This window comes from Paraliobacillus sp. X-1268, assembly GCF_003426095.1.
GTDB lineage: Bacteria > Bacillota > Bacilli > Bacillales > Amphibacillaceae > Paraliobacillus_A > Paraliobacillus_A zengyii.
The window spans coordinates 1-21394 of sequence record NZ_QJSK01000028.1 but is presented as its reverse complement, the minus strand read 5'-3'; the positions used below and the strand labels follow the sequence as shown (position 1 = coordinate 21394).

At 34.6% G+C, this 21394-nt stretch carries 18 protein-coding genes; 14 read left to right on the top strand and 4 right to left on the bottom strand.

The features are described from left to right. Nucleotides 1-20: 20 nt before the first annotated feature. Nucleotides 21-1028, bottom strand: coding sequence for an Rpn family recombination-promoting nuclease/putative transposase (locus D2K62_RS17335; RefSeq protein ID WP_117161824.1), 1008 nt, complete (start codon nt 1026-1028; stop codon nt 21-23). Between the two features lie 357 nt (nt 1029-1385). Here D2K62_RS17335 and D2K62_RS17330 point away from each other — a divergent pair, with 357 nt between their 5' ends. The 6 genes from D2K62_RS17330 to D2K62_RS17305 all read left to right on the top strand — a co-directional run bounded on the left by D2K62_RS17330 (nt 1386) and on the right by D2K62_RS17305 (nt 9786). Then, nucleotides 1386-2828, top strand: a complete 1443-nt coding sequence (locus D2K62_RS17330; RefSeq protein ID WP_112181946.1) for a DEAD/DEAH box helicase — start codon at nt 1386-1388, stop codon at nt 2826-2828. A 219-nt stretch (nt 2829-3047) separates the two neighbouring features. Then, entirely contained in the window at nt 3048-4982 is a 1935-nt protein-coding gene (locus D2K62_RS17325) for an ATP-dependent DNA helicase (protein WP_117161823.1), read from the top strand. 666 nt (nt 4983-5648) lie between these two features. Then, a complete protein-coding gene (locus D2K62_RS17320; RefSeq protein ID WP_117161822.1) occupies nt 5649-6632 on the top strand; it encodes a Gfo/Idh/MocA family protein in 984 nt (327 codons plus the stop codon). A 137-nt stretch (nt 6633-6769) separates the two neighbouring features. Next, nucleotides 6770-7312 (top strand): NADPH-dependent FMN reductase, encoded by a 543-nt coding sequence (locus D2K62_RS17315; RefSeq protein ID WP_112181943.1) that lies wholly within the window; start codon nt 6770-6772, stop codon nt 7310-7312. A gap of 373 nt (nt 7313-7685) precedes the next feature. Continuing rightward, nucleotides 7686-9380 (top strand): FAD-dependent oxidoreductase, encoded by a 1695-nt coding sequence (locus D2K62_RS17310; protein WP_117161821.1) that lies wholly within the window; start codon nt 7686-7688, stop codon nt 9378-9380. A gap of 136 nt (nt 9381-9516) precedes the next feature. Further along, nucleotides 9517-9786: an AbrB/MazE/SpoVT family DNA-binding domain-containing protein gene (locus D2K62_RS17305; RefSeq protein WP_112181941.1), complete on the top strand. Its 270-nt coding sequence runs from the start codon at nt 9517-9519 to the stop codon at nt 9784-9786. Nucleotides 9787-9868: 82 nt separating this feature from the next. Here the strand turns inward: D2K62_RS17305 and D2K62_RS17300 are convergent, their stop codons facing one another. Next, on the bottom strand, nt 9869-10330 hold the full coding sequence (locus D2K62_RS17300; protein WP_112181940.1) for a DinB family protein: 462 nt from the start codon (nt 10328-10330) through the stop codon (nt 9869-9871). A gap of 113 nt (nt 10331-10443) precedes the next feature. Between D2K62_RS17300 and D2K62_RS17295 the strand changes: the two genes are divergently transcribed. The 3 genes from D2K62_RS17295 to D2K62_RS17285 all read left to right on the top strand — a co-directional run bounded on the left by D2K62_RS17295 (nt 10444) and on the right by D2K62_RS17285 (nt 12483). After that, the gene (locus D2K62_RS17295) at nt 10444-11310 is read left to right on the top strand and encodes a LysR family transcriptional regulator (RefSeq protein WP_112181939.1); all 867 of its coding nucleotides are present in this window, start codon (nt 10444-10446) and stop codon (nt 11308-11310) included. Between the two features lie 118 nt (nt 11311-11428). Further along, on the top strand, nt 11429-11794 hold the full coding sequence (locus D2K62_RS17290; RefSeq protein WP_117161820.1) for a CidA/LrgA family protein: 366 nt from the start codon (nt 11429-11431) through the stop codon (nt 11792-11794). Next, nucleotides 11794-12483 (top strand): LrgB family protein, encoded by a 690-nt coding sequence (locus D2K62_RS17285; RefSeq protein WP_112181937.1) that lies wholly within the window; start codon nt 11794-11796, stop codon nt 12481-12483. Before D2K62_RS17290 ends, D2K62_RS17285 begins: the two co-directional genes overlap by 1 nt. Before the next feature lie 74 nt (nt 12484-12557). Here the strand turns inward: D2K62_RS17285 and D2K62_RS17280 are convergent, their stop codons facing one another. Continuing rightward, entirely contained in the window at nt 12558-13514 is a 957-nt protein-coding gene (locus D2K62_RS17280; protein ID WP_112181936.1) for a ribose-phosphate diphosphokinase, read from the bottom strand. Nucleotides 13515-13791: 277 nt separating this feature from the next. On the opposite strand from D2K62_RS17280, the gene galE reads away from it, so the two are divergent. The 4 genes from galE (at nt 13792) to D2K62_RS17260 (ending at nt 18880) form a co-directional block, all read left to right on the top strand. Next, nucleotides 13792-14778, top strand: coding sequence for a UDP-glucose 4-epimerase GalE (gene galE / locus D2K62_RS17275; protein ID WP_112181935.1), 987 nt, complete (start codon nt 13792-13794; stop codon nt 14776-14778). 45 nt (nt 14779-14823) lie between these two features. Further along, nucleotides 14824-16563 (top strand): phospho-sugar mutase, encoded by a 1740-nt coding sequence (locus D2K62_RS17270; RefSeq protein WP_117148976.1) that lies wholly within the window; start codon nt 14824-14826, stop codon nt 16561-16563. A gap of 83 nt (nt 16564-16646) precedes the next feature. After that, on the top strand, nt 16647-17609 hold the full coding sequence (locus D2K62_RS17265) for a phosphoglycerate dehydrogenase (RefSeq protein WP_117148975.1): 963 nt from the start codon (nt 16647-16649) through the stop codon (nt 17607-17609). A 323-nt stretch (nt 17610-17932) separates the two neighbouring features. Further along, the gene (locus tag D2K62_RS17260) at nt 17933-18880 is read left to right on the top strand and encodes an LCP family glycopolymer transferase (RefSeq protein WP_112181932.1); all 948 of its coding nucleotides are present in this window, start codon (nt 17933-17935) and stop codon (nt 18878-18880) included. Nucleotides 18881-18931: 51 nt separating this feature from the next. On the opposite strand, the gene D2K62_RS17255 is transcribed toward D2K62_RS17260, so the two are convergent. Beyond that, complete coding sequence (locus tag D2K62_RS17255) at nt 18932-20818, bottom strand: PTS fructose transporter subunit IIABC (protein WP_112181931.1); 1887 nt, start codon at nt 20816-20818, stop codon at nt 18932-18934. Nucleotides 20819-21177: 359 nt separating this feature from the next. On the opposite strand from D2K62_RS17255, the gene D2K62_RS19220 reads away from it, so the two are divergent. Then, a partial coding sequence (locus tag D2K62_RS19220) for a hypothetical protein (protein WP_232828042.1) occupies nt 21178-21394 on the top strand: 217 nt, incomplete at its 3' end.

Here is a 21394-nt window from a genome sequence, read left to right as displayed (position 1 = left end):
ACTTTTAGTAGTAAACAACCTTATTCTCTATCTAGTTTCTCCACTTCTTTGATAGACAACCCAGTCACATCAGCTATATCATGCGTGGCCATTTTCTTGTTTACTAATGCTTTTGCAATTTCAATTGCTTTTTGTTTTTGTCTCCTGCCTAGCCCTTGTTCCAGTCCTTGTTCCAGCCCTTTTTCCAATCCTTCTTGTAGTCCCTTTGCTATCGCTTTTTGTTGAGACTCTTCAATAAAACGTTTTAAACCTTCCTCAAAATTTGATATCATTTTATCCACCTCCTGATGGTTTGCTTTTGAAATAATCGTATGAATTTGAGTATGATAGCTAAGGGGTAACCTATTAATAAAGATCTTTTCTAACCAATTTTTAAAATGATTAAATTCTTCTACATCTAGTTTTTTTAAAATATGCATGGTTTCCCTTAACCGTGTATAGATCTCTTCATTATTCGTTATATGCTGATCGAAAATAAAAATAGTACTGATCAAATTGGAGAGTTGTAGTAAATCCTTTTTTTGGTAACGATTAATATCAAGTAAAATATATTTAAAGTTTAACACTTCATCTTGAAATAAATGAGCCTGATCCAATTTTTCTTTAAATTCTGTTGGTGCAGTCCAGTTATTCTTACCATTATATAAGACAATTGGAATAATAACTGGTAGTTTAAAAGCCTTTTTTAATTTAGATTGGTGTTCATTCTTCAGGATATCTCGCCAAATTTCATTCATATAAACTAAGAGACGATACGGCATCTGTTGATCAAGGGTTGATTGTAATTCAAGTAATACGTAAAAAATAACATCTTGATTTTTCCTGTGTTTTAATTTGTAGACAATATCGGCTTCTTTTTGTTGGAAATCTTGTGAAATATAAGATTTGTCAATACGTTCGATGTCAACTTCCTTCATATCAGTTACCCAATCACGACTGACAAATGATGCAATTAATTGCAAAAAAAATCGTTTAGTTGATAGTAAGTATTTATAGCCTACATCATGTTGATTTTTACGAGAATCCAATGTAGTTTACTCCTCTATATTATAATATATTTCATCTAACTTTCCATTATTATCAGATAATTTAATCACAAAAACAACTTGTCAAAATGGAAGTTTATAGATTAAAATATAATGAAAAAATGGAAAGTACTGTTGTTAAACGTGGATAGAGAATCGATAATTATTGAGATATTATAAATTTAACAAAAAAATTCGGATTAAAATGTCTAGTCGTTTTTGTGACTGAAATTATATGCTATAGACAATAATGGAGTGGATTCTCGTAGTTGTTTTGGGTAAAGTAGAGAAAAAGCTTGTAAATAGAATCTTTTCACAATAGAGTGAGAGAAGAAAGCAAAAAATGATTGGAGTAACCCGATGACTATATCTTTTAATGACTATAATTTAAGTGATGAAATTCTTCGTGCACTTACAGATTTACATTACGATACACCAACAGAAGTACAACAAAAAGTTATTCCAACTGCGCTAGAAAATAAGGATCTTGTTGTTAAGTCTCAAACAGGTAGTGGAAAAACGGCGTCATTTGCAATTCCGCTTTGTGAGAAAGTTGACTGGCTTGAGAATAAACCACAAGCATTGGTTTTGACACCTACTCGTGAACTTGCTCAACAAGTGAAAGAGGACATCACAAATATAGGGCGATTCAAACGAATTAAAGCAACAGCCGTTTATGGTAAGCAGCCTTTTGATAAGCAAAAAACGGAATTGAAGCAAAAATCGCATGTGGTAGTTGGTACACCTGGACGTGTCCTGGATCATATTGATAAAGGAACCATGATAGTTGACCAAGTAAACTATTTAATCATTGATGAAGCGGATGAAATGTTAAATATGGGTTTTATCGAACAAGTAGCTGCGATTATTGAAACACTTCCTAAAAAACGAGTGACGAGTGTATTCTCAGCAACATTGCCAGAAGATGTAGAAAGACTTTGTTATAAATACATGAATGAACCAACACAAATTGAAATTAAAGCAAAGGGTAATGTAGCTGATCGAATTACACAACAGGTAATAGAAGTAACGAATGAAGAAAAACTAGCACGCTTACAGGATATCACAATTGTTGAAAATCCAGACAGTTGTCTTGTATTTTGTCGAACACAAGAGCAAGTTGAATTTGTAACGAAACAACTTCAAAATCTTGATTATCCATGTGATAAACTTCATGGTGGACTTGATCAGGATGACCGTTTTGCTGTAATGAAGGCATTTAAGCGAGGCGAGTTTCGTTATTTAGTGGCTACTGATGTAGCTGCTAGAGGGATTGATGTTGAGAACGTTTCTCTCGTTGTTAATTATGATATGCCTTTAGAAAAAGAAAGTTATGTTCATCGGATTGGACGGACAGGACGAGCTGGTAAAACGGGCAAAGCCATCACATTTATGACGTTGTATGAAGAGAAGTTTTTAATCGAAATCGAAGCATATACTCATACTCCGATTACAAGAGTTGAAGCACCTTTGACAGCAGAGGTTGATAAGTTAAGAACTGCTTTTAAGCGTAAAATTGAAACAAAACCGAAGTTAAAAACAGATAAAAGCGAAAAACTTAATAAACATATCATGAAGCTTTATTTTAATGGTGGAAAGAAAAAGAAAATAAGGGCAGTAGATTTTGTAGGGACGATAGCTAAGATTGACGGTGTAACTGCTGATGACATTGGGATCATAACGATTGAACAAACATTATCTTACGTAGAAATCTTAAATGGTAAAGGACCTCTTGTGTTAAAAGAAATGAGGCATACTACTATAAAAGGAAAGCAATTAAAAGTACACGAAGCAAATAAATAGTAATATAATAAAAAAATTTTAATTTCGAAAGACAGTAATAAAATGAATAGTGGTAATTAAAAAAGCTACCCTGAAAGGTTGAATTTCGACTCTTTAGGGTAGCTTTTTTAATTTTTAACTGCAATTAGTTAAAAAGGAGCGCAAGTCTGTGCATTATCTGTTATTATTAAGAATACTGTGCAAACTATAGTATGTATTATGTATAAAGGAGAAATATAATTGAAACAGCAATCACTTCCATTCACAATTTCTAAAGAAGAAAACTTCTTTGATCGATTAGGCGATTATATCGGGGATGTATTTTATGATATATTACCTGAGCAAGGATATGAACTTCGTGACGAACAAATTTATATGGCTTATCAAATTGAAAATACATTTAAAAATAAAAGCACGGTTTTTGCTGAAGCAGGTGTAGGGACAGGTAAAACATTTGTTTATTTACTATATGCAATTTGTTACGCAAGATATATGAGAAAGCCAGCAATTATTTCTTGTGCAGATGAAACATTAATTGAGCAATTAGTGAAAAAAAATGGCGATATTGAAAAACTTGAAAAGGCTTTAGATTTAACTGTTGATGTTCGTTTGGCTAAAGCACGTGAACAATATGTCTGTATGAGAAAGTTAGATCCTTTAGCGAATGAAACCGATGATGAAGATATCTTAAAAGTGCATGAGGATATTCCGGATTTTGTATTTGAGCAAGGCTCTTCTATGCAGTCCTTTGAAAGGTATGGAGATCGTAAAGAGTATCCGTGGGTGTCAAACGAGAAATGGAAAGAAATTGCATGGGATCCAATTCAACAATGTTCTACATGTGAATGGCGTCATCGTAGTGGACAAACTTTAAATCGGGATTATTATCGACACGCAACAGACTTAATTATCTGTTCCCATGACTTTTATATGGAACACATTTGGACGAAAGAATCTCGTAAACGAGAAGAGCAGATGCCATTACTTCCAGAGGCTAGTTGTGTTGTCTTTGACGAAGGACATTTACTGGAATTCGCCGCACAAAAAGGTTTGACGTATCGTTTCCACGCGGAGACATTACAGTCAATATTGACAGGCTATATGAGTCAAGATGTTCGGGAAGAATCACTTTATTTAGTAGAGGACATTATCACGTTAAATGACGAATGGTTCCAATCTCTTAGTGCATCAGCAAAAATGGTAAAAGGATCGAATCGAAAAGAAGTACCATTATCAACTGAAATGTTAAAACTAATCAAAACTTTAGATGATAAAGTAGCACAATTACTTGAGCAACTAGTATTTGATTCCGAGTTATTTACAATTGATCCGTATCACGTAAAGATCATTGAAGAATATTTGGAGTTTTATTCTTATGGTTTATCGATTTTATTAAAGGATGATCAAGGGATATTTTGGTTAGAAGAAAGTGATTCTGATACTTCATTTGTTATCATGCCACGATTAGTCGAAGACATTTTAGGTGAGGATGTATTCTCGCAAAAGATACCATTTGTGTTCTCATCAGCGACGTTAGCGCAAGCAGGTGATTTTTCTTATATCGCTAAGAGTTTAGGAATTAAAGCATTTGAATCCTTTACGGTTGACTCACCATTTGATTATGAAAAGAAAATGGAGATTAAGGGTCACATTGTCTCAGAAATAAACTTGGAAGAAAAGTGGACAACACTAGGTGAAGGCCTAATTAAAAACAATGGACAATCGTTAGTGCTTTTCTCTTCTCTCTTTGAAATGAATCAATTTCGTGAATGGGCAGAAGAAAAGTCATTTGACTTTCCAATTATTTATGAAGGCGATCGAGAAATAAGTGAATCAGTTAAGTATTTTCAAACAGACATTGCTTCTGTTTTATGTTCTTACAACCTTTGGGAAGGTTTAGATGTTCCTGGAGAAGCTTTAAACCAAGTTATTATTGCTTCTTTACCATTTCCACCACAGGATCCTGTCTTTCAAGCGAAACGAAATCATGCTTCAGATTCATTAAATGAAGTAGATTATCCTTATATGATGTTGCGTATTAGACAAGGAATTGGCCGTTTAATTAGAACGAGTGATGATGAAGGGATTATCCGAATACTAATGACAGAAGAACAAAAACAGACAGACCTTCAAGCAATTGAAAAATTATTACCAGTTACTATACAGTGGAATTAAAAAGCAAACAGATGAAGCTACTCCTACAGAGACCTTCATCTGTTTTTTTATATGCTCTTTTTATGAATTGTTTCTCTGTTTACCAGTTACAACAGAGAGAAATTGTTACATAACAGAAGATCTTACCCGCTCCACAGTGAAATGGGCTCGCTTTCCGAGTGGATCTTCAGCCCGTGGGATTGCGATTACTCATCCCATCAAAAACATTCGCTGTTCCCACAGGAGTCTCACCCATTTCAATTGCTCCGCTAGTTTTGCTTTAAATATTTTATGAACTACAAATAAACACATTAATCATTAGTCTCTTGAAAATGTTTCGATTAATTCTGTCTTACGCTTAAAAATAGTTCCACTAGCGAAGGAAGCAAATGCTTGACACTCCTACGGGAACAGCGCGAGCCGAAGATCCACTTAGTAAAGCGTTCTATGCTTTACTAAGTTAGCTGAGGCCGTGCCCGTGGAAAGGGAAAGCATTTGCTGACGTAGCGAGTAAGACCAAAACGTTACGTCGCAGTTGATGGTAATTCCGATGTAAGGAAATGTTATATGGTGATTATGTATTTTTTCTAATTGTAACTATATTTCATAAAACAGTTTTTGTATATTTGTGGTAAAGTAGTAGATAAGGTATTATGTAAGCGAAATCATATTGAGGGGAGTAATGGTATGACTAATAAATTGAAGTGGGGTATCTTAGCAACGGGTGGAATTGCAGCGACATTTGCCAAAGATTTAGCTTATGTAGATAACGGGGAAAGCTATGCAGTTGGATCAAGGAATCTGGAACACGCGAAAAAATTTGCAGATGAACATGGCGCATCAATTGCCTATGGATCTTATCAGGAATTAGCAGAAGACCCTGATGTTGATGTTATCTATGTTGCAACACCACATCCCTATCATAAAGAAAATGTTCTAACATGTTTACGTGCAGGAAAGGCGGTATTATGTGAAAAACCATTTACTGTAAACACAGCAGAATTAGAAGAGTTAATCATATTCGCTCGCGAGAAGCAACTTTTTCTAATGGAAGCAATGTGGACACGATTCTTACCAGCAATTCAAAAAGTAAGGGAATGGTTGGATGATGATAAAATTGGAGAGGTTCAATTAGTCAAAGCTGACTTTGGTTTTCGTGCACCATGGGATCCAGAATGGCGTTTGTTAAATCCAAAACTTGGCGGGGGAGCATTACTTGATGCTGGAATCTATCCCGTATCATTTGCATCCATGGTTTTTGGAGCTAATCCTGAAAAAATAATGAGTACAGTTGAAATTGGCGAAACAGGTGTCGATGAAAGATTTTCTATGCTATTAAAGTATCAGAATGGGAAAACGGCTAGCTTAAACGGAGCAATTCGTCTAAGTTTAACAAATGAAGCTACTATTCATGGAACAAAAGGTTATATCCGAATCCCATCATTTTTGAATGCGCACGAAGCACATTTACATGTAGATAAAGAAGAGGTTGAGTCATTTGTTGATGACCGTACGTCCTCTGGTTATAAATTTGAAGCAGAAGAAGTCGGTCGTTTGCTGGAAAATGGACGATTGGAAAGTGATGTAATCTCGCTAGATCAATCACATGAGATCATGAAACTGATGGATAGAATACGGGATCAGTGGGAATTAAGATACCCATTTGAGTAATCTGAAAATAGTTTTGCAAAGTTTCATCTTGTATTGAGGTGAAACTTTTTTAACTAAAAAATCTACGTGTTATAATAAGTCCAAAACCATTTCAAATAAATGTTTGACTGTACATGTAAGGAAAGGAAGGAATACTTATGAAACTCGTAGGAATATCAGGTTCGCTAGCTGGGTGGAAGACAAATGTTCTCGTTCATGAAGTCTTATCAGCAGCAAAGGAATTTGATGAAAAGATAGAAACAGAATTAATAGATTTAAGAGATTATGATATTGAATTTGTCGATGGATCGCCCTTGGCATATTATAATGCAGATACATTTAAAGTGGTAAACAAGATTATATCGGCAGACTTTCTCGTAATAGGTTCACCAATATATCAAGCATCAATTTCTGGAGCATTAAAAAATCTACTAGACCATCTACCTATAGATGCTTTCAAAGGAAAAGTAACGGGAATGGTAACCACAGCTGGATCGGCTAGTCATTTTCTGGTTTCCGAATATCAGTTAAAGCCAATTCTTTCTTACTTTAAGGGATTAGTCCCAACAATAAATGTCTTTAGTCATGATGACTCTTTTAATGAAGTAAATGAAATTATAGATCCTAATGTATCTGATAGAATTCAAAAGCTTGCAGAAGAAATGATAAATTTACAAAAAGGATTGCATGATAAAAAGTAATTCGTCAATTACTACAATCAAATTGAAAATCTTAATAAAGATAAGGGGATCGAACCTCTTATCTTTATTAAGATTTTTTAATGCCACTTTCATTTGATTTATACTTTCTTTCCTAACTGTTTACTTCGTTCCTCAATAGACGCATAGCTGTTAAGTGAAAAATTCCATTCAACTATTTATTGAATGCGAATAATGTAATTCATTTGTATATAGCTAGTTGTTATAAAACGTACCTATTATTTTATTACGCATATTTAGGAAAATGGAGATGTGTATTTTTTGTGAATACTGAACTTTTTCATTGAATACGCATACCCCTATATGTATAATAAGAAATATGTAATAGCTATTGTGAATATAGGAGGAATAAGAGATGGGCAAACGTATATTAATTATAGGTGGCGTTGCAGGTGGTGCATCTGTAGCAGCCCGCATTCGACGTTTAGATGAAGAAGCTGAAATTGTAATGTTTGAAAAAGGCCCGCATGTTTCGTTTTCAAACTGTTCCTTACCATATCATTTGAGTGGTGAAATTGAAGATAGTCAACGTTTGATATTAATGAATCCAGGCAAGTTTGATGCACAATATAAAATTGAAGCGAGAACAAATAGTAAAGTAATAAAAATAAACCGAACAAAAAAAACAATAACAATAAAAAATATTCAAACGGGTAAAATATATGAAGAAGCTTATGATAAGCTGGTGCTTTCTCCAGGTGCAAATCCAATTATACCAACACTAGATGGCATAGCGAGTAACCACGTTTTTACAGTTCGAAATGTTGTGGATATTGAAAAATTAAATAATTATGTGAAACAAAAAGGAATAGAAGATGTTGCCGTCATTGGAGGCGGATTTATTGGTATAGAAGTAGCAGAAAACTTAGTACGTGCTGGTAAAAAAGTTTCACTAATAGAGGCACAAGAGCAAGTGATGACATCTTTTGATTATGATATGGTCCAAATCTTACACAAAGAAATGTTAGAGAAAGGGATCAATCTTGTTTTGAATGATGGAATTGAAAAAGTGAAAGAAAAAGTAATTTATTTACAATCAGGAAAGAAAATTAATGCACAGGCAGTTATAATGGCGATAGGTGTACGTCCAGAAACCACGTTGGCAAAAAAAGCAGACCTTGCAATTGGTGTTACGGGTGGTATAAAAGTTAATCATAATTATGTGACTACAGACAATGATATTTATGCAGTAGGGGATGCAATTGAAGTGCATCATAAGATTACACATAAAAAAACACGCTTAGCATTAGCTGGACCTGCACAACGTCAAGCACGTGCGGCTGCGGATCATATGTATGGAATTCCACATCGCAATACAGGTGTAATAGGTTCTTCAGTAATTAAAATATTTGATTTTAATGCTGCATCAACGGGTATTAATGAAAAAATGGCGCAAGCAGCGAACGTAGATTATGATTTTGTTTATGTGATTCCATCAGATAAAGTAGGTATTATGCCCAAAAGTAATGTAATGCATTTTAAATTATTATTTGAAGTACCGACTGGAAGAATTTTAGGTGCACAAGCAATTGGTAAAGGAAATGTCGATAAGCGAATAGATGTAATCGCAACGATGATTATGATGAATGGTAACTTGGAGGATTTAAAAGAGTTAGAACTTGTATATTCACCAGTTTATGGTACAGCGAAAGATGTGGTTAATTTTGCAGCATTGGTAGGTTTAAATATACTAAATGGTAATGTCAAACAAGTGAAAGTTTCAGATATGAGAGATTTAATAGAGAATAATGCCTTTATTATTGATGTGCGTGAAAGGAACGAATTTGAAGCAGGACATTTATTACATGCAAAAAATATTCCTTTAAGCGAATTCAGAAATCGTTTGGATGAGATACCGAAAGATCAGCCGGTATATATACATTGTCGTTCTGGTCAACGTAGTTATAATGCAGTAACAACGTTAAATAATTTAGGCTATAGCAATATTTATAATGTTTCGGGTTCATTTTTAGGGATTTCTTTATATGAATATTTTAATGATCAATCTAAAAACCGGAAACCAATTGTAACGGAATATAACTTTAAGTAAGTTGGTAAACTAGGAAACTAGAAGCGTACTAGTTTCTTAGTTTAACTAACAAGTTTTGGTATATAAAAATTACAAAACGATTGAAATGTGTTATTCTATTAATAAATACTATAATTACTAGGGAGAAATACATATAATGAAAAGCACAGGAATTGTTAGAAAAACGGATCATCTAGGAAGAATTGTTTTACCAAAAGAATTACGAAGCTCTCTTGGGATCGATCCTAAAGACCCTTTAGAGATTTTTACAGATAGTGAAAAGATTGTGTTACGTAAGTTTAAAGCAGAAAAAGCTTGTGCTATAACAGGTGAAGTTAGTGATGATAACCAATCATTTTTTGATGGTAAAGTTGTATTAAGTCAAGAAGGTATTGCATTACTATTAAAAGAATTACAATCAAAATAATTACGAATAAAGGCAAACATGTACTCAAAGGAGTACATGCTTGCCTTTTAAAATGTATAGTAAAATCTAACAATCTATTCAATTAAAAGTTATAATCAACACCGTTTTTATTTTTCCAATCTCCTACTAGTTTCCTTATATAAACAATTTGTCCAATGTGATAGGCATTGTGTAAAAGTAGATATGATAATGTTTCTTCCCAGGCACTTATTTTCTCTTGATCAGCGTGTTTAATTGATTGCTCCCAATCGTGTAAAATAGCATGTAATGTCACTGTTGTTGCAATCCAGCTTGTTTGTTCTTTATTCCGATAGGTTATATGATCAGACTTGAAACTTTGTTCCAATGTTTCGCCTTTGAATTTTCTAAGCTCTAGATCATTATAAAAAATTAAATGCTGAACAATCCCCTCAATTGAATTTATAATTTCCTTACGCTTTGCATCTTCTTCATTTAAACCATGTAATGCACTTTTTAATGAAAAAAACCAAGTGTTTTGTTTTTGAATTGCGTTTAATTGGTCTAAAAATATTGCTTTTGTCATTATTTTATCGCTCCTACTTGTCTAATATATAACTATTATATCGACAGAAGCGGGTCGATTATGATAATAATATAAATAGATTGGGGAATTTTTTTAAAAAAGGAGCTTGTCTCATGGAGTTACGCCAATTACACTACTTTTTTGAAGTAGCAAAACAGAAAAGTATCTCAAAAGCTGCATTAGTCCTACATGTATCGCAACCAGCATTAAGTAAAATGCTGAAGAATATGGAAGAAGAATTAGGTATGACCTTGCTGATTCGTACAAATAAAACAAGTGAATTAACTGATGCTGGTATGGTCGTTTATGAATATGCAAAAAAAATAAATAATGATTTAAAAGATATGACTACAGTTTTAAATGATCTGACAGAATTGAAACGGGGAGAAATTCATTTTGGTTTACCGCCTATTATCGGGAGCTTGTTTTTCCCGGATTTATTAGCGAAGTTTCATAAGTTGTATCCAAATATTAAAATAACAATTACTGAATATGGGGGAGCAAAAGTAGTGAAAAGCGTCCAAGAAGGGGAGTTGGACTTAGCTGTCACGGTTTTGCCAGTTGATGAGAATTTGTTTGATAGCTATCCTATTGTCAAAGAAGATATGAAAGTGATTGTGCATCGTGATCACCCACTTGCTAATCGGGATATTGTCGATTTGAGTGAATTAGGGGAAGAAGAATTTATTTTTTACCACGAAGATTTTGCATTGCATGATCTAATGTGGGAGAAATTTTTGCAGGCAGGGTATGAACCTAAAATTTTATTTAAAAGTTCACAATGGGACCTAATGTCTGAGATGGTTGTTGCTAATCTAGGTATTACGATTTTACCTAAGTCGATTTGTGAACGAGTAAAGAGTGATAGGGTTCATGTGTTAGATCTGACACCAGTCATCCCTTGGAATTTAGCAGTAATTCAGAAAAAAGATAAATATCTTTCCTTTGCAGGACGGACATTTATTCAATTTATAAAATGATCAGTGTATAACTATAAGTTATACATATTATAATAACTATGTATTTTACGAATACTCCTAGCAGTAGTATGCTGAAGATAACAAGTAATCAGTATCGGAAAAAGTAGGAGTGTTCAGGATGAGAATCGGAAAAATTTTAATACAGATTATATTTATTCATGTTTTTTTGCTATTGGCTATTGGTTTGAAGCAGCTTCTTTCCATCCCTATACCGGCCTCCATGATTGGTTTAGTACTATTATTCTTGGCGTTATTTTTCAAAATCATAAAACTAGAATGGGTAGAACAAGGAGCCAATTGGTTAATGGCAGAATTATTATTATTTTTTATTCCATCAGCTGTTGGTATTGTTAATTATGATGAAATTGCTAGCTGGCAAGGTGTTGAAATTGTCTTAATTATTGGTCTTAGTACATTTATTGTGATGGCCTTGACTGCTTTTATTGCTGACTGGTTTGAGAAACCCAAAAGGACGGATGCTTAGTGAATATTATTATTGTGACGATACTAACGTTCGGTTTATACCGACTTACCAAAGCATTAAATAAAAAAGTGACATTTCCATTATTTCATCCGTTATTATTAACTCCTATTTTGATAATAGGAATTATTTTTTTATTGAAAATTCCTGCAAATAACTATATAAGTGGTGCAACATTCTTAACACATATGCTTGGACCTGCAACAATCGCATTTGCCATCCCAATATATAAACATTTAGAACTGTTAAAAAAACATATTGGAATGATTATGGTAAGTGTGACAGTCGGGTCATTAATTGCTGTGTTTACATCTTTTGGAATGTCTCTACTATTACATTTAGATAAAAATTTTTTAGTAAGTGTTCTACCTCGTTCGATTACAACTCCAATTGCTATTGAAGTTTCTAAGGATATTGGTGGACTACCAACCTTAACGACTGTATTTGTAATTATCACAGGTATTGTAGGAGGAATTATTGGACCGAGTGTAATCAAAGGTCTAGCAATCAAATCGCCAATTGCAAAAGGATTAGCACTTGGTATGAGTGCGCATGGAGTTGGGACGAATAAAGCAATAGAATACGGAGAAGAAGCTACAACTTTTTCAACACTTGCAATGATATTAGCTGCAAGTATTACAATTATTTGGGGTAAATTTCTAATCCCGAGTTTAGTAGGGTTTATTTATTAATACTACGTTTAACAATTTTAAAAAAGAGGAGCAACATACCCAGTTTAGGGTGCTGCTCCTCCTTTTTTAGTTGATTAATCAAAAAATAGTGAACTAACAGATTCTTGATTATGAACACGTGAAATTGCATCAGCAAATAATGGTGCAACACTTAATTCTATTATCTTTTCGCTATACTTTTCTTTTGGAATATGAATACTGTTTGTTACAACCAACTCTTTAATTGGTGAATTATCAATATTTTGCTTTGCAATTCCAGATAGTACAGGATGTGTACATGTAGCGTAAACTTCTTTGGCGCCATTCTCGATTAGTGTTTTTGCCCCCATTGTTATACGTCTTCCCGTATCAACAATATCGTCAATGAGTATAGCAGTTTTTCCTTCGATGTCACCAACGACATTTAATTGAGACGAGTCAACATCTCGTGGACCTCGTCTATCTAAAATAGCAATTGGGGCATGAAGACGATCAGCGAATTGACGTGCTCTTTTGACACTACCGTGATCAGGCGCAACAACAACGACGTTTTCTAATTGTTTACCTAAGAAATAAGTAGCTAGAATAGGAATACCGGCTAACTGATCAACAGGCAAGTCGAAAAATCCTTGTGCTTGTGTTGCATGAAGATCTAGTGAAATTACACGAGAAGCGCCTGCTTTTTGAATTAAATCAGCAATTAACTTGGCCACAATTGGTTCACGTGCTTTTGTTTTACGATCTTGTCGTGCATATCCATAGTAAGGAATTACGACATTAACTGTTTTTGCAGAAGCACGTTTTAATGCATCTAGCATAATTAACATTTCCATAATGTGTTGGTCTGCTGGATCACAAGTTGATTGGATTACATATGTATCACAGCCGCGTACACTCTCTTCAATATTAATCTGTATTTCACCATCACTAAAGGTTTTAACAGAACAGTCACCTAATTCCAGACCAGACAATGTTGCAATTTCTTCTGCTAAAGCAGGATTAGAACTTAGAGTGAAAATTTTTATCTCTTCTTTTTGATATTCGATGGACACGAACGATCGCTCCTTTTCTTCATAACGATTACATATACATTCATTGTAAAACAAACGGAAGGATAATGCTAGATATCTGAACTGTTGAAAAGAAAAAATTCGACTATAACTTACAAATTAATGATGTCGCTATAAATAATTAAATTGTAAGCGTATTAATTATTTCACCTTTTACTTTAGTTATAGAGACTAACGCCTGAATTTTTGATATAATTAGTTCTTAGTAACTATACATACATATACTGACATAGAAATAAGGGAAAAGAGGAGGAAACATATGCGTTTATTAATTACAGGCGGTGCTGGTTATATAGGCAGTCATACAGCGATGTATTTGAAAGACCAAGGAGAAGAAGTAGTTATATTAGATAGTCTTCAAAAAGGACATCGTGATGCGATAGCTGATACGCCTTTTTATGAAGGAGAATTGAAAGATGAACGATTACTTGATGAGATATTCCAAACACATGATATCGACGCAGTAATTCATTTTGCAGCAGATTCTCTCGTAGGTGAGAGTGTCAAAGACCCACTTCAATATTATGAAAACAATGTAATAGGCACGCATGCTCTTCTTAAGAAAATGGTTGAATATGATATCAAGCGGTTTGTGTTTTCTTCTACAGCTGCTACATACGGGGAGCCAGATTCCGTACCAATAACAGAGGCTGATTCTACAATACCGACAAATCCTTACGGTGAGACAAAACTTGCTATTGAAAAAATGCTAAAATGGAGCGATCAAGCTTATGGCTTAAAATCAGTTTGTTTACGCTATTTTAATGCGGCGGGTGCAGATCCAAATGGACGTATTGGAGAAGATCATGATCCTGAGACACATTTAATTCCTATTGTACTTCAAGTGGCTTTGGGACAACGAGATCAGGTTTCTATTTTTGGAGATGACTATTCTACCGAAGATGGTACATGTGTCCGTGATTACATTCATGTTATTGACTTAGCACAAGCACACTATCAAGCTGTGAAAAAAATGATCGAAAAAAATGAGAGTGCGATATATAATCTAGGAAATGGCCATGGTTTTTCTGTGAAACAAGTTATCGAAACATGCAGAAAAGTTACGGAGCATGAGATTCCTACTACGGTTGTGCCGAGACGTACAGGTGACCCAGCAACACTTATTGCCTCTTCTACTAAGGCAAAAGAAGAGTTGAATTGGAATCCACAGTACGGTGACTTGGAAACAATGATCTGTCATGCATGGGATTGGCATCGGACTCATCCAGATGGATATAAAAAATAAACCGGTAAACTAGTAGTAACAATAAACAAAATGGAGGCGATTTAAATGGATTGGAAAGTAAATTTTCAAAAGTGGAATCAATATGAGCAGTTAGATACAGAATTAAAGCAACAGCTAGCTGATATTTCAACAGACGATAAATTATCGGAAGATAGCTTTTACAAGGAATTGGAATTTGGTACGGGTGGTATGCGCGGTGAATTGGGGCCAGGAACGAACCGAATGAACATATATACAATAAGAAAAGCCTGTGAGGGTTTAGCTCGTTACATAGAAGAAAACGGTGAAAAAGCGAAAACACGTGGCGTAGTCATAGCTTATGATTGTCGTTACAAATCATCGTTATTTGCAATGGAAGCTGCAAAAACATTAGGTGAACACGGTATCCAGACATACGTATTTGATAGTTTACGTGCAACACCTGAATTATCATTTGCTGTTCGTTATCTCCATGCCTATAGTGGTATAGTCATTACGGCAAGCCATAATCCACCTGAATATAATGGTTTCAAAGTTTATGGCAATGACGGTGGTCAAATTCCACCAGAAGCAGCAGAAGTCATTATTTCCAAAGTAAATGCAGTAGAAAATGAATTAGAAGTGAAAGTTGCAGATGAGGCCGGATTAAAAGATACGGGTCTATTACAAATGATTGGTGAAAAGGTCGATCAAGCTTACCAAAAACAATTAGAATCGATTATAGTAAATCGAGAGAATGTCAAAAAGGTAGCAAATGATTTTAAGATTATTTACACACCGTTACATGGAACAGGAAACATTCCTGTACGTGACGGGTTAAAGCGTATGGGCTTTAAAAACATTGAGATAGTAAAAGACCAAGAACTTCCTGATCCGAATTTTTCAACAGTTAAATCGCCAAATCCTGAAGAACATGCAGCATTTGAATTAGCAATTGAACAAGGTAAGAAAAACGGTGCAGATATTCTATTAGCGACAGATCCTGATGCGGATCGTGTAGGAGTTGCGGTTAAAGACGAATTAGGGAACTACCAGGTTTTGTCTGGAAATCAGGTTGGTGCACTTCTTTTAAATTATTTAATTACTGAGAAGAAACGTCAAGGTAAATTGTCATCAAATGCTACAGTATTAAAAACAATTGTAACTTCAGAAATAGGCCGAGATATTGCAACGAAACACGGTTTAGAAACGATTGATACTTTGACAGGCTTCAAATTTATTGGTGAAAAAATAAAAGAATTTGAAGCAAGTAGCGAGAAAAGCTTCTTGTTTGGTTACGAAGAAAGTTATGGTTATTTAATTGGTGATTTTGTTCGTGATAAAGATGCGGTACAAAGTTGTATGCTAATCGCAGAGGTTGCAGCATATTATAAAGCGCAAGGTAAAACTTTGTATCAAGGTCTGTTAGCTATTTTTGAGGAATATGGTTATTACTATGAATCATTACAATCTCTAACATTAAAAGGAAAAGACGGTGCAGAGCAAATTCAAGGTTTATTATCTGAATTCAGAAATAACCCACCAGCTACAATAGCTAACCAGAAAGTTGTAACGATTGAAGATTATCAAGCGAGTGTGCGCAAACTAGTTGCGTCTAATCAAACAGAAACAATTGAATTACCAAAATCAAATGTATTAAAATACAAATTAGCAGATGGATCATGGTTCTGTTTACGTCCTTCTGGTACAGAGCCGAAAATAAAATTTTATTTCGCAGTAACAGGAGATACACTAGAAACAACTAAAGAAAAACTACAATTAGTTGAATCAGAAGTAATGGCCCGTGTACATGCATTAACTAAATAAAGAATTTAACAAACCTAATCTTCCAATAAATTATTGAGAAGGTTGGGTTTTTATATGAAAAGAATATTTTTTGTGTAAAGGGGATGAGAAAGCTGAAAGCACTAGTATTATTACGTGATGCGTTTTACGAAGCGAATCCGAAATTCATTAAAGATGTTGAAAAATTAGGAATTGAAGTAAAAGCCTTATATCATACCGATAATGGAATTGAAAAAAGTGAATTACTCTCGTATGTGAAAGATGTGGATATAATTATTGTGACAGTCGTAAAAATTGATCGAGAAGTGATTGATCAGGCTACTAATCTACAATACATTATGAAATATGGTGCGGGGTACGATAACATTGACGTTGCATACGCAAGAGAAAAGGGTATTCCCGTAACGAATGCTCCTGGTCAGAATGCACCTTCAGCAGCAGATTTAGCTTTTGGGTTAATGTTAGCTGCTGCTAGAGAGATTCCAGTAAAGGATACACAGATTAAAGCGAAGCATTGGGAACTATCTGTAGGATTTGAAGTACAGAAAAAAACATTAGGAGTGATTGGTTTTGGAGCGATTGGCAAAACTTTAGCGAAACGCGCAAGTGGGTTTGATATGGATGTTGTTGCATTTGGCAATCATAAAGACGAAGAGGCAGCTAAGTCGTTAAATGTAACATTTGTTGAATTAAAGGAATTATTAGCTGTATCTGATTTTGTAGTCATCTGTACGACGGTAAATGATCACAACCGAGAGATGATTAATAAAGAAACGTTAGGTTTAATGAAACCTACTGGCTTTTTAATTAACGTTTCACGCGGTGGTTTAGTGAAAGAAATCGATTTAATAGATGCTTTAAAAACTAGCCAAATAAAAGGTGCAGCACTCGATGTTTTTGCTGAAGAGCCGCCTACTAATGGCTTACCTTATTTACCGAATTTAATCGCAACACCTCACATTGGAGGCGCAACATTTGAAGCAATTGAGCGAACAGGGAATGTAACAATAGAAAACTTACAGCGCTTTTTAGCTGGAGAACAGCTTGAATATTTGATTAGTAATTGAAATTATTGCTCGCGTACAAATAAAAAAGCAGGAAAACCATAAGTGAGAGTGGTTTTCCTGCTTTTTTACTTTTTGTTTTAATTTCCTGCTAGTAGAAAACGGTTCTCGAGAAGGTATTATTTTGATAATTTGGAAGTATCTAAGACATAATTTGACAAGCTCATTTACGAATGCTTTTCAAAAAAACATACTATTAGTTCGACTTTTATGTATTTTAAATAAATTATAAAAACATTACAAAATATAGTGGATGTTTTTTTGGAATATTGTAGTATAATAGTCCAATAGTTCAAAAATGGAAACGTAGAAAGAGGTGTCACTTTATGGTGGATGTTAAGCGTACAACCAAAAAAAAGTCGAAAAAGAAAAAATGGCTGTTAATCATGTTAAGTGTGATTTTAGTTATAGTACTAGCAATAGTTGGTTTTGTGATTTCCGTTTATATGGATGCACAGCAAACGGTAGATAGTCAAATTCACCAACCCGTAGATACAATTGATACGGATATTGCTAAAGAGAAGATCGAAAATCAAGAACAATTAAATGTCTTATTACTTGGAACGGATCAACGTGGAGATGACCCTGGTCGTTCGGATGCACTAATGGTCCTTTCCTTAAATCCTGCAGATAACAGTTTACAAATTGTTAGTATTCCGCGAGATACAAGAACAGAGATTATTGGCCGAGGTACAGAAGATAAGATTAATCATGCTTATGCCTTTGGTGGTGTAGATATGACAATTGATACTGTAGAGAATTTTCTTGATGTAGAATTGGATTACTATGTACAGATCAATATGGAAGGTTTAGAAGGTCTTGTTGATGCTGTTGGTGGAATTACTGTTCAAAATGAAATCGATTGGGTAGATACTGGCTATTACAAAGAGGGCTATCACTATGCTGAAGGTGAGCTAAACCTTAATGGTGCAGAAACAATGGGATTTGTGCGTATGCGTAAACAAGATCCAGATGGTGATTTTGGCCGAACGAAGCGTCAACGAAAAGTTATTGAAGGCATAATTAACCAAGGAGCAAGTATTGGATCTGTGACAAAGATTGGTGATATTCTTGATGTTCTTGGTGACAATGTAGCTACCAACATGGACTTTAGTGATATGCAAGATTTATTCTTGAATTATAGTAACACGAGACAAAACGTTAGTAATTATATGTTACAAGGTCAAGGTACTACAATAGATGGTATTTACTACTTAAGTGTGTCTGATGAAGAGATTGCAAAAGTACATGACATGATAAAGAAAACCAATTAATAGAATAATAAAAAAAGCGATGCTCCTTCATTAGGAACATCGCTTTTTGCATTAAACTTTATTTTTCTTCAGAATACCTAAGAGCATTGCTGTAACAACAGTACCTACTGCGATTGCAAGTAAGTAAAGAAGTGCACTTCCTTCAACTAACCCGATAACAAAAATACCACCATGTGGAGCTTGAATTCCAATGTTAAATGCCATTGATAATGCACCTGCAACAGCTGAACCTGCAACAGCAGCAGGAATTACGCGTGCGGGATCTGCCGCAGCGAATGGGATTGCCCCTTCTGTAATAAAGGAAAGCCCCATAATAACATTCGTTCCACCTGTATCACGTTCTTGTTTTGTAAATTTGTTTTTAAAGATAAATGTTGCTAAAGCAATACCAAGTGGTGGTACCATACCTCCAGCCATGATTGCAGCATGCGGTGTAAAGAAACCATCTGCGATCATTGCAATACCAAATGTGTATGCAGCTTTATTAACTGGACCACCCATATCAACTGCCATCATACCACCTAATACCAAGCCGAGAATTACTGCATTGGCTGTACCCATTCCTTGTAACCAGCTACCAAGTGCTTCATTAAACCAAGTTACTGGTGTATCAACTACAAAGAACATAATCATACCTGTGAAAAAGATACCAAATACAGGATAAAGTAGTATTGATTTTATTCCTTCAAGTGACTGTGGTAATTTTGTTAATAACTTTTTCAATAAAAGAATAATGTAACCTGCAAGAAAACCTGCAATCAAACCACCAAGAAAACCTGATCCACCTTGTGATGCCATGAAACCGCCGACCATACCTGGAGCGAGTCCTGGCCTATCGGCAATACTCATTGCAATAAAACCAGCTAATACTGGAATCATTAATCCAAAGGCATTTCCGCCACCAATAGTATTCAATGCTTCAGCGAAACGGTTATAATCAGGATTACCTTGTACATGTGCTTCAATTCCAAACATGAAAGCAATTGCGATTAGAATTCCACCACCAACAACAAACGGTAACATGTGAGAAACACCATTCATTAAGTGTGTGTAGAAAGAATTTTGATTTGACTTCGTTGATTCTTCGTTATCGTCACTAGCACTAGCTTTTTCATCAGTTCCTTTGAAATTGGGAACTTTGCCACTTAATGCTTTATCGATTAATTCTTGTGGGCGACGAATACCGTCTGCTACAGGAACTTCTACAACTGGCTTTCCTTTGAAGCGATTCATATCCACTTTTGTATCAGCAGCTACAATAATAGCATCAGCAGATTCAATTTCTGCTGCAGTTAAAACATTTTTCGCGCCACCAGAACCTCTTGTTTCGACTTTGATATCAATGCCCATTTCTTTTGCTTTATTCTTTAAAGCATCTGCAGCCATAAATGTATGTGCAATTCCTGTTGGACAAGCTGTAACTGCTAGAATTTTCTTCTGAGAGCTATCTGTAGAAGAGGTTGATTCTTCCTCTTCTAATCTTTCTTGTTCTTTTTCATTAATAGCATTGAAAATAGCATCTTTTGTTTCTGCTTCTAACAATGTTTTACGGAAATTTTCATCCATTAACATACTAGAAAGACGTGCTAATGTTTCTAAGTGCTCATTATTAGCACCTTCTGAAGCAGCGATCATAAAGAACAGCTGACTTGGCTTTCCGTCTAAAGAATCATAATCTATACCGTCTTTACTACGTCCAAAAGCGATAGCAGGCTCTTTCACTGCTGCAGTTTTAGCATGGGGAATAGCAATCCCATCACCTATTCCTGTCGTTGTATGTTCTTCTCTTTTAACTATTTCTTGCTTAAATGTTTCTTTGTTTGCTAATTTTCCAGCATCATCTAAAGTATTGATTAATTCATCAATTACGCCAGCCTTTGAATCAGCTTTTAGATCTACTTGAATCGTGTCTTTTTTGAGTAAATCTGTTATTTTCATTTTTTACCCTCCAGTTATGCTGTATGTTTATTTTGAGAGGTTTTATAGAATTTTATACGTAATTTAAAATGCAAAAATAATTTCTAATGTTTTTCCATTATGTTTTTAACCCTTAAAGCGTTTACATAATGCTTCTAAATATCATTCTATCAACCTCTTAAATACATCTTAACCTAAGCGCTTTCAAAAATCAATCATTTTCACTCAATATCAGTCAATAATTATCATTTTTTTAACTTTTAAAAAATCTGATAAAATAAGCATAAAAGGAGTGTGAAAAAAATGGAACACAATTTTTTACATCCATAAACATCACAGCGAGAAGTAGGTGTGACAGATGAAGGAGGGAGGTAACGCAATTGATGCTGCGCTTGTATGGGTCAAAGGTGAATTACAGGTTGAATAGAATCAAGAACTGTTGGGGCAATAGCAATTTTGTGAAAATAAAGAGAGGCTGGGACAAAACTCAGATAAACAATAAAAAGTTGCATCTTCCAACGGTAGTTGGAAGATGCAACTTTTTTATAAAATCGAAAATTTTAGTAAGTAAAAAAGGATACCTTCTGATAAAATTAA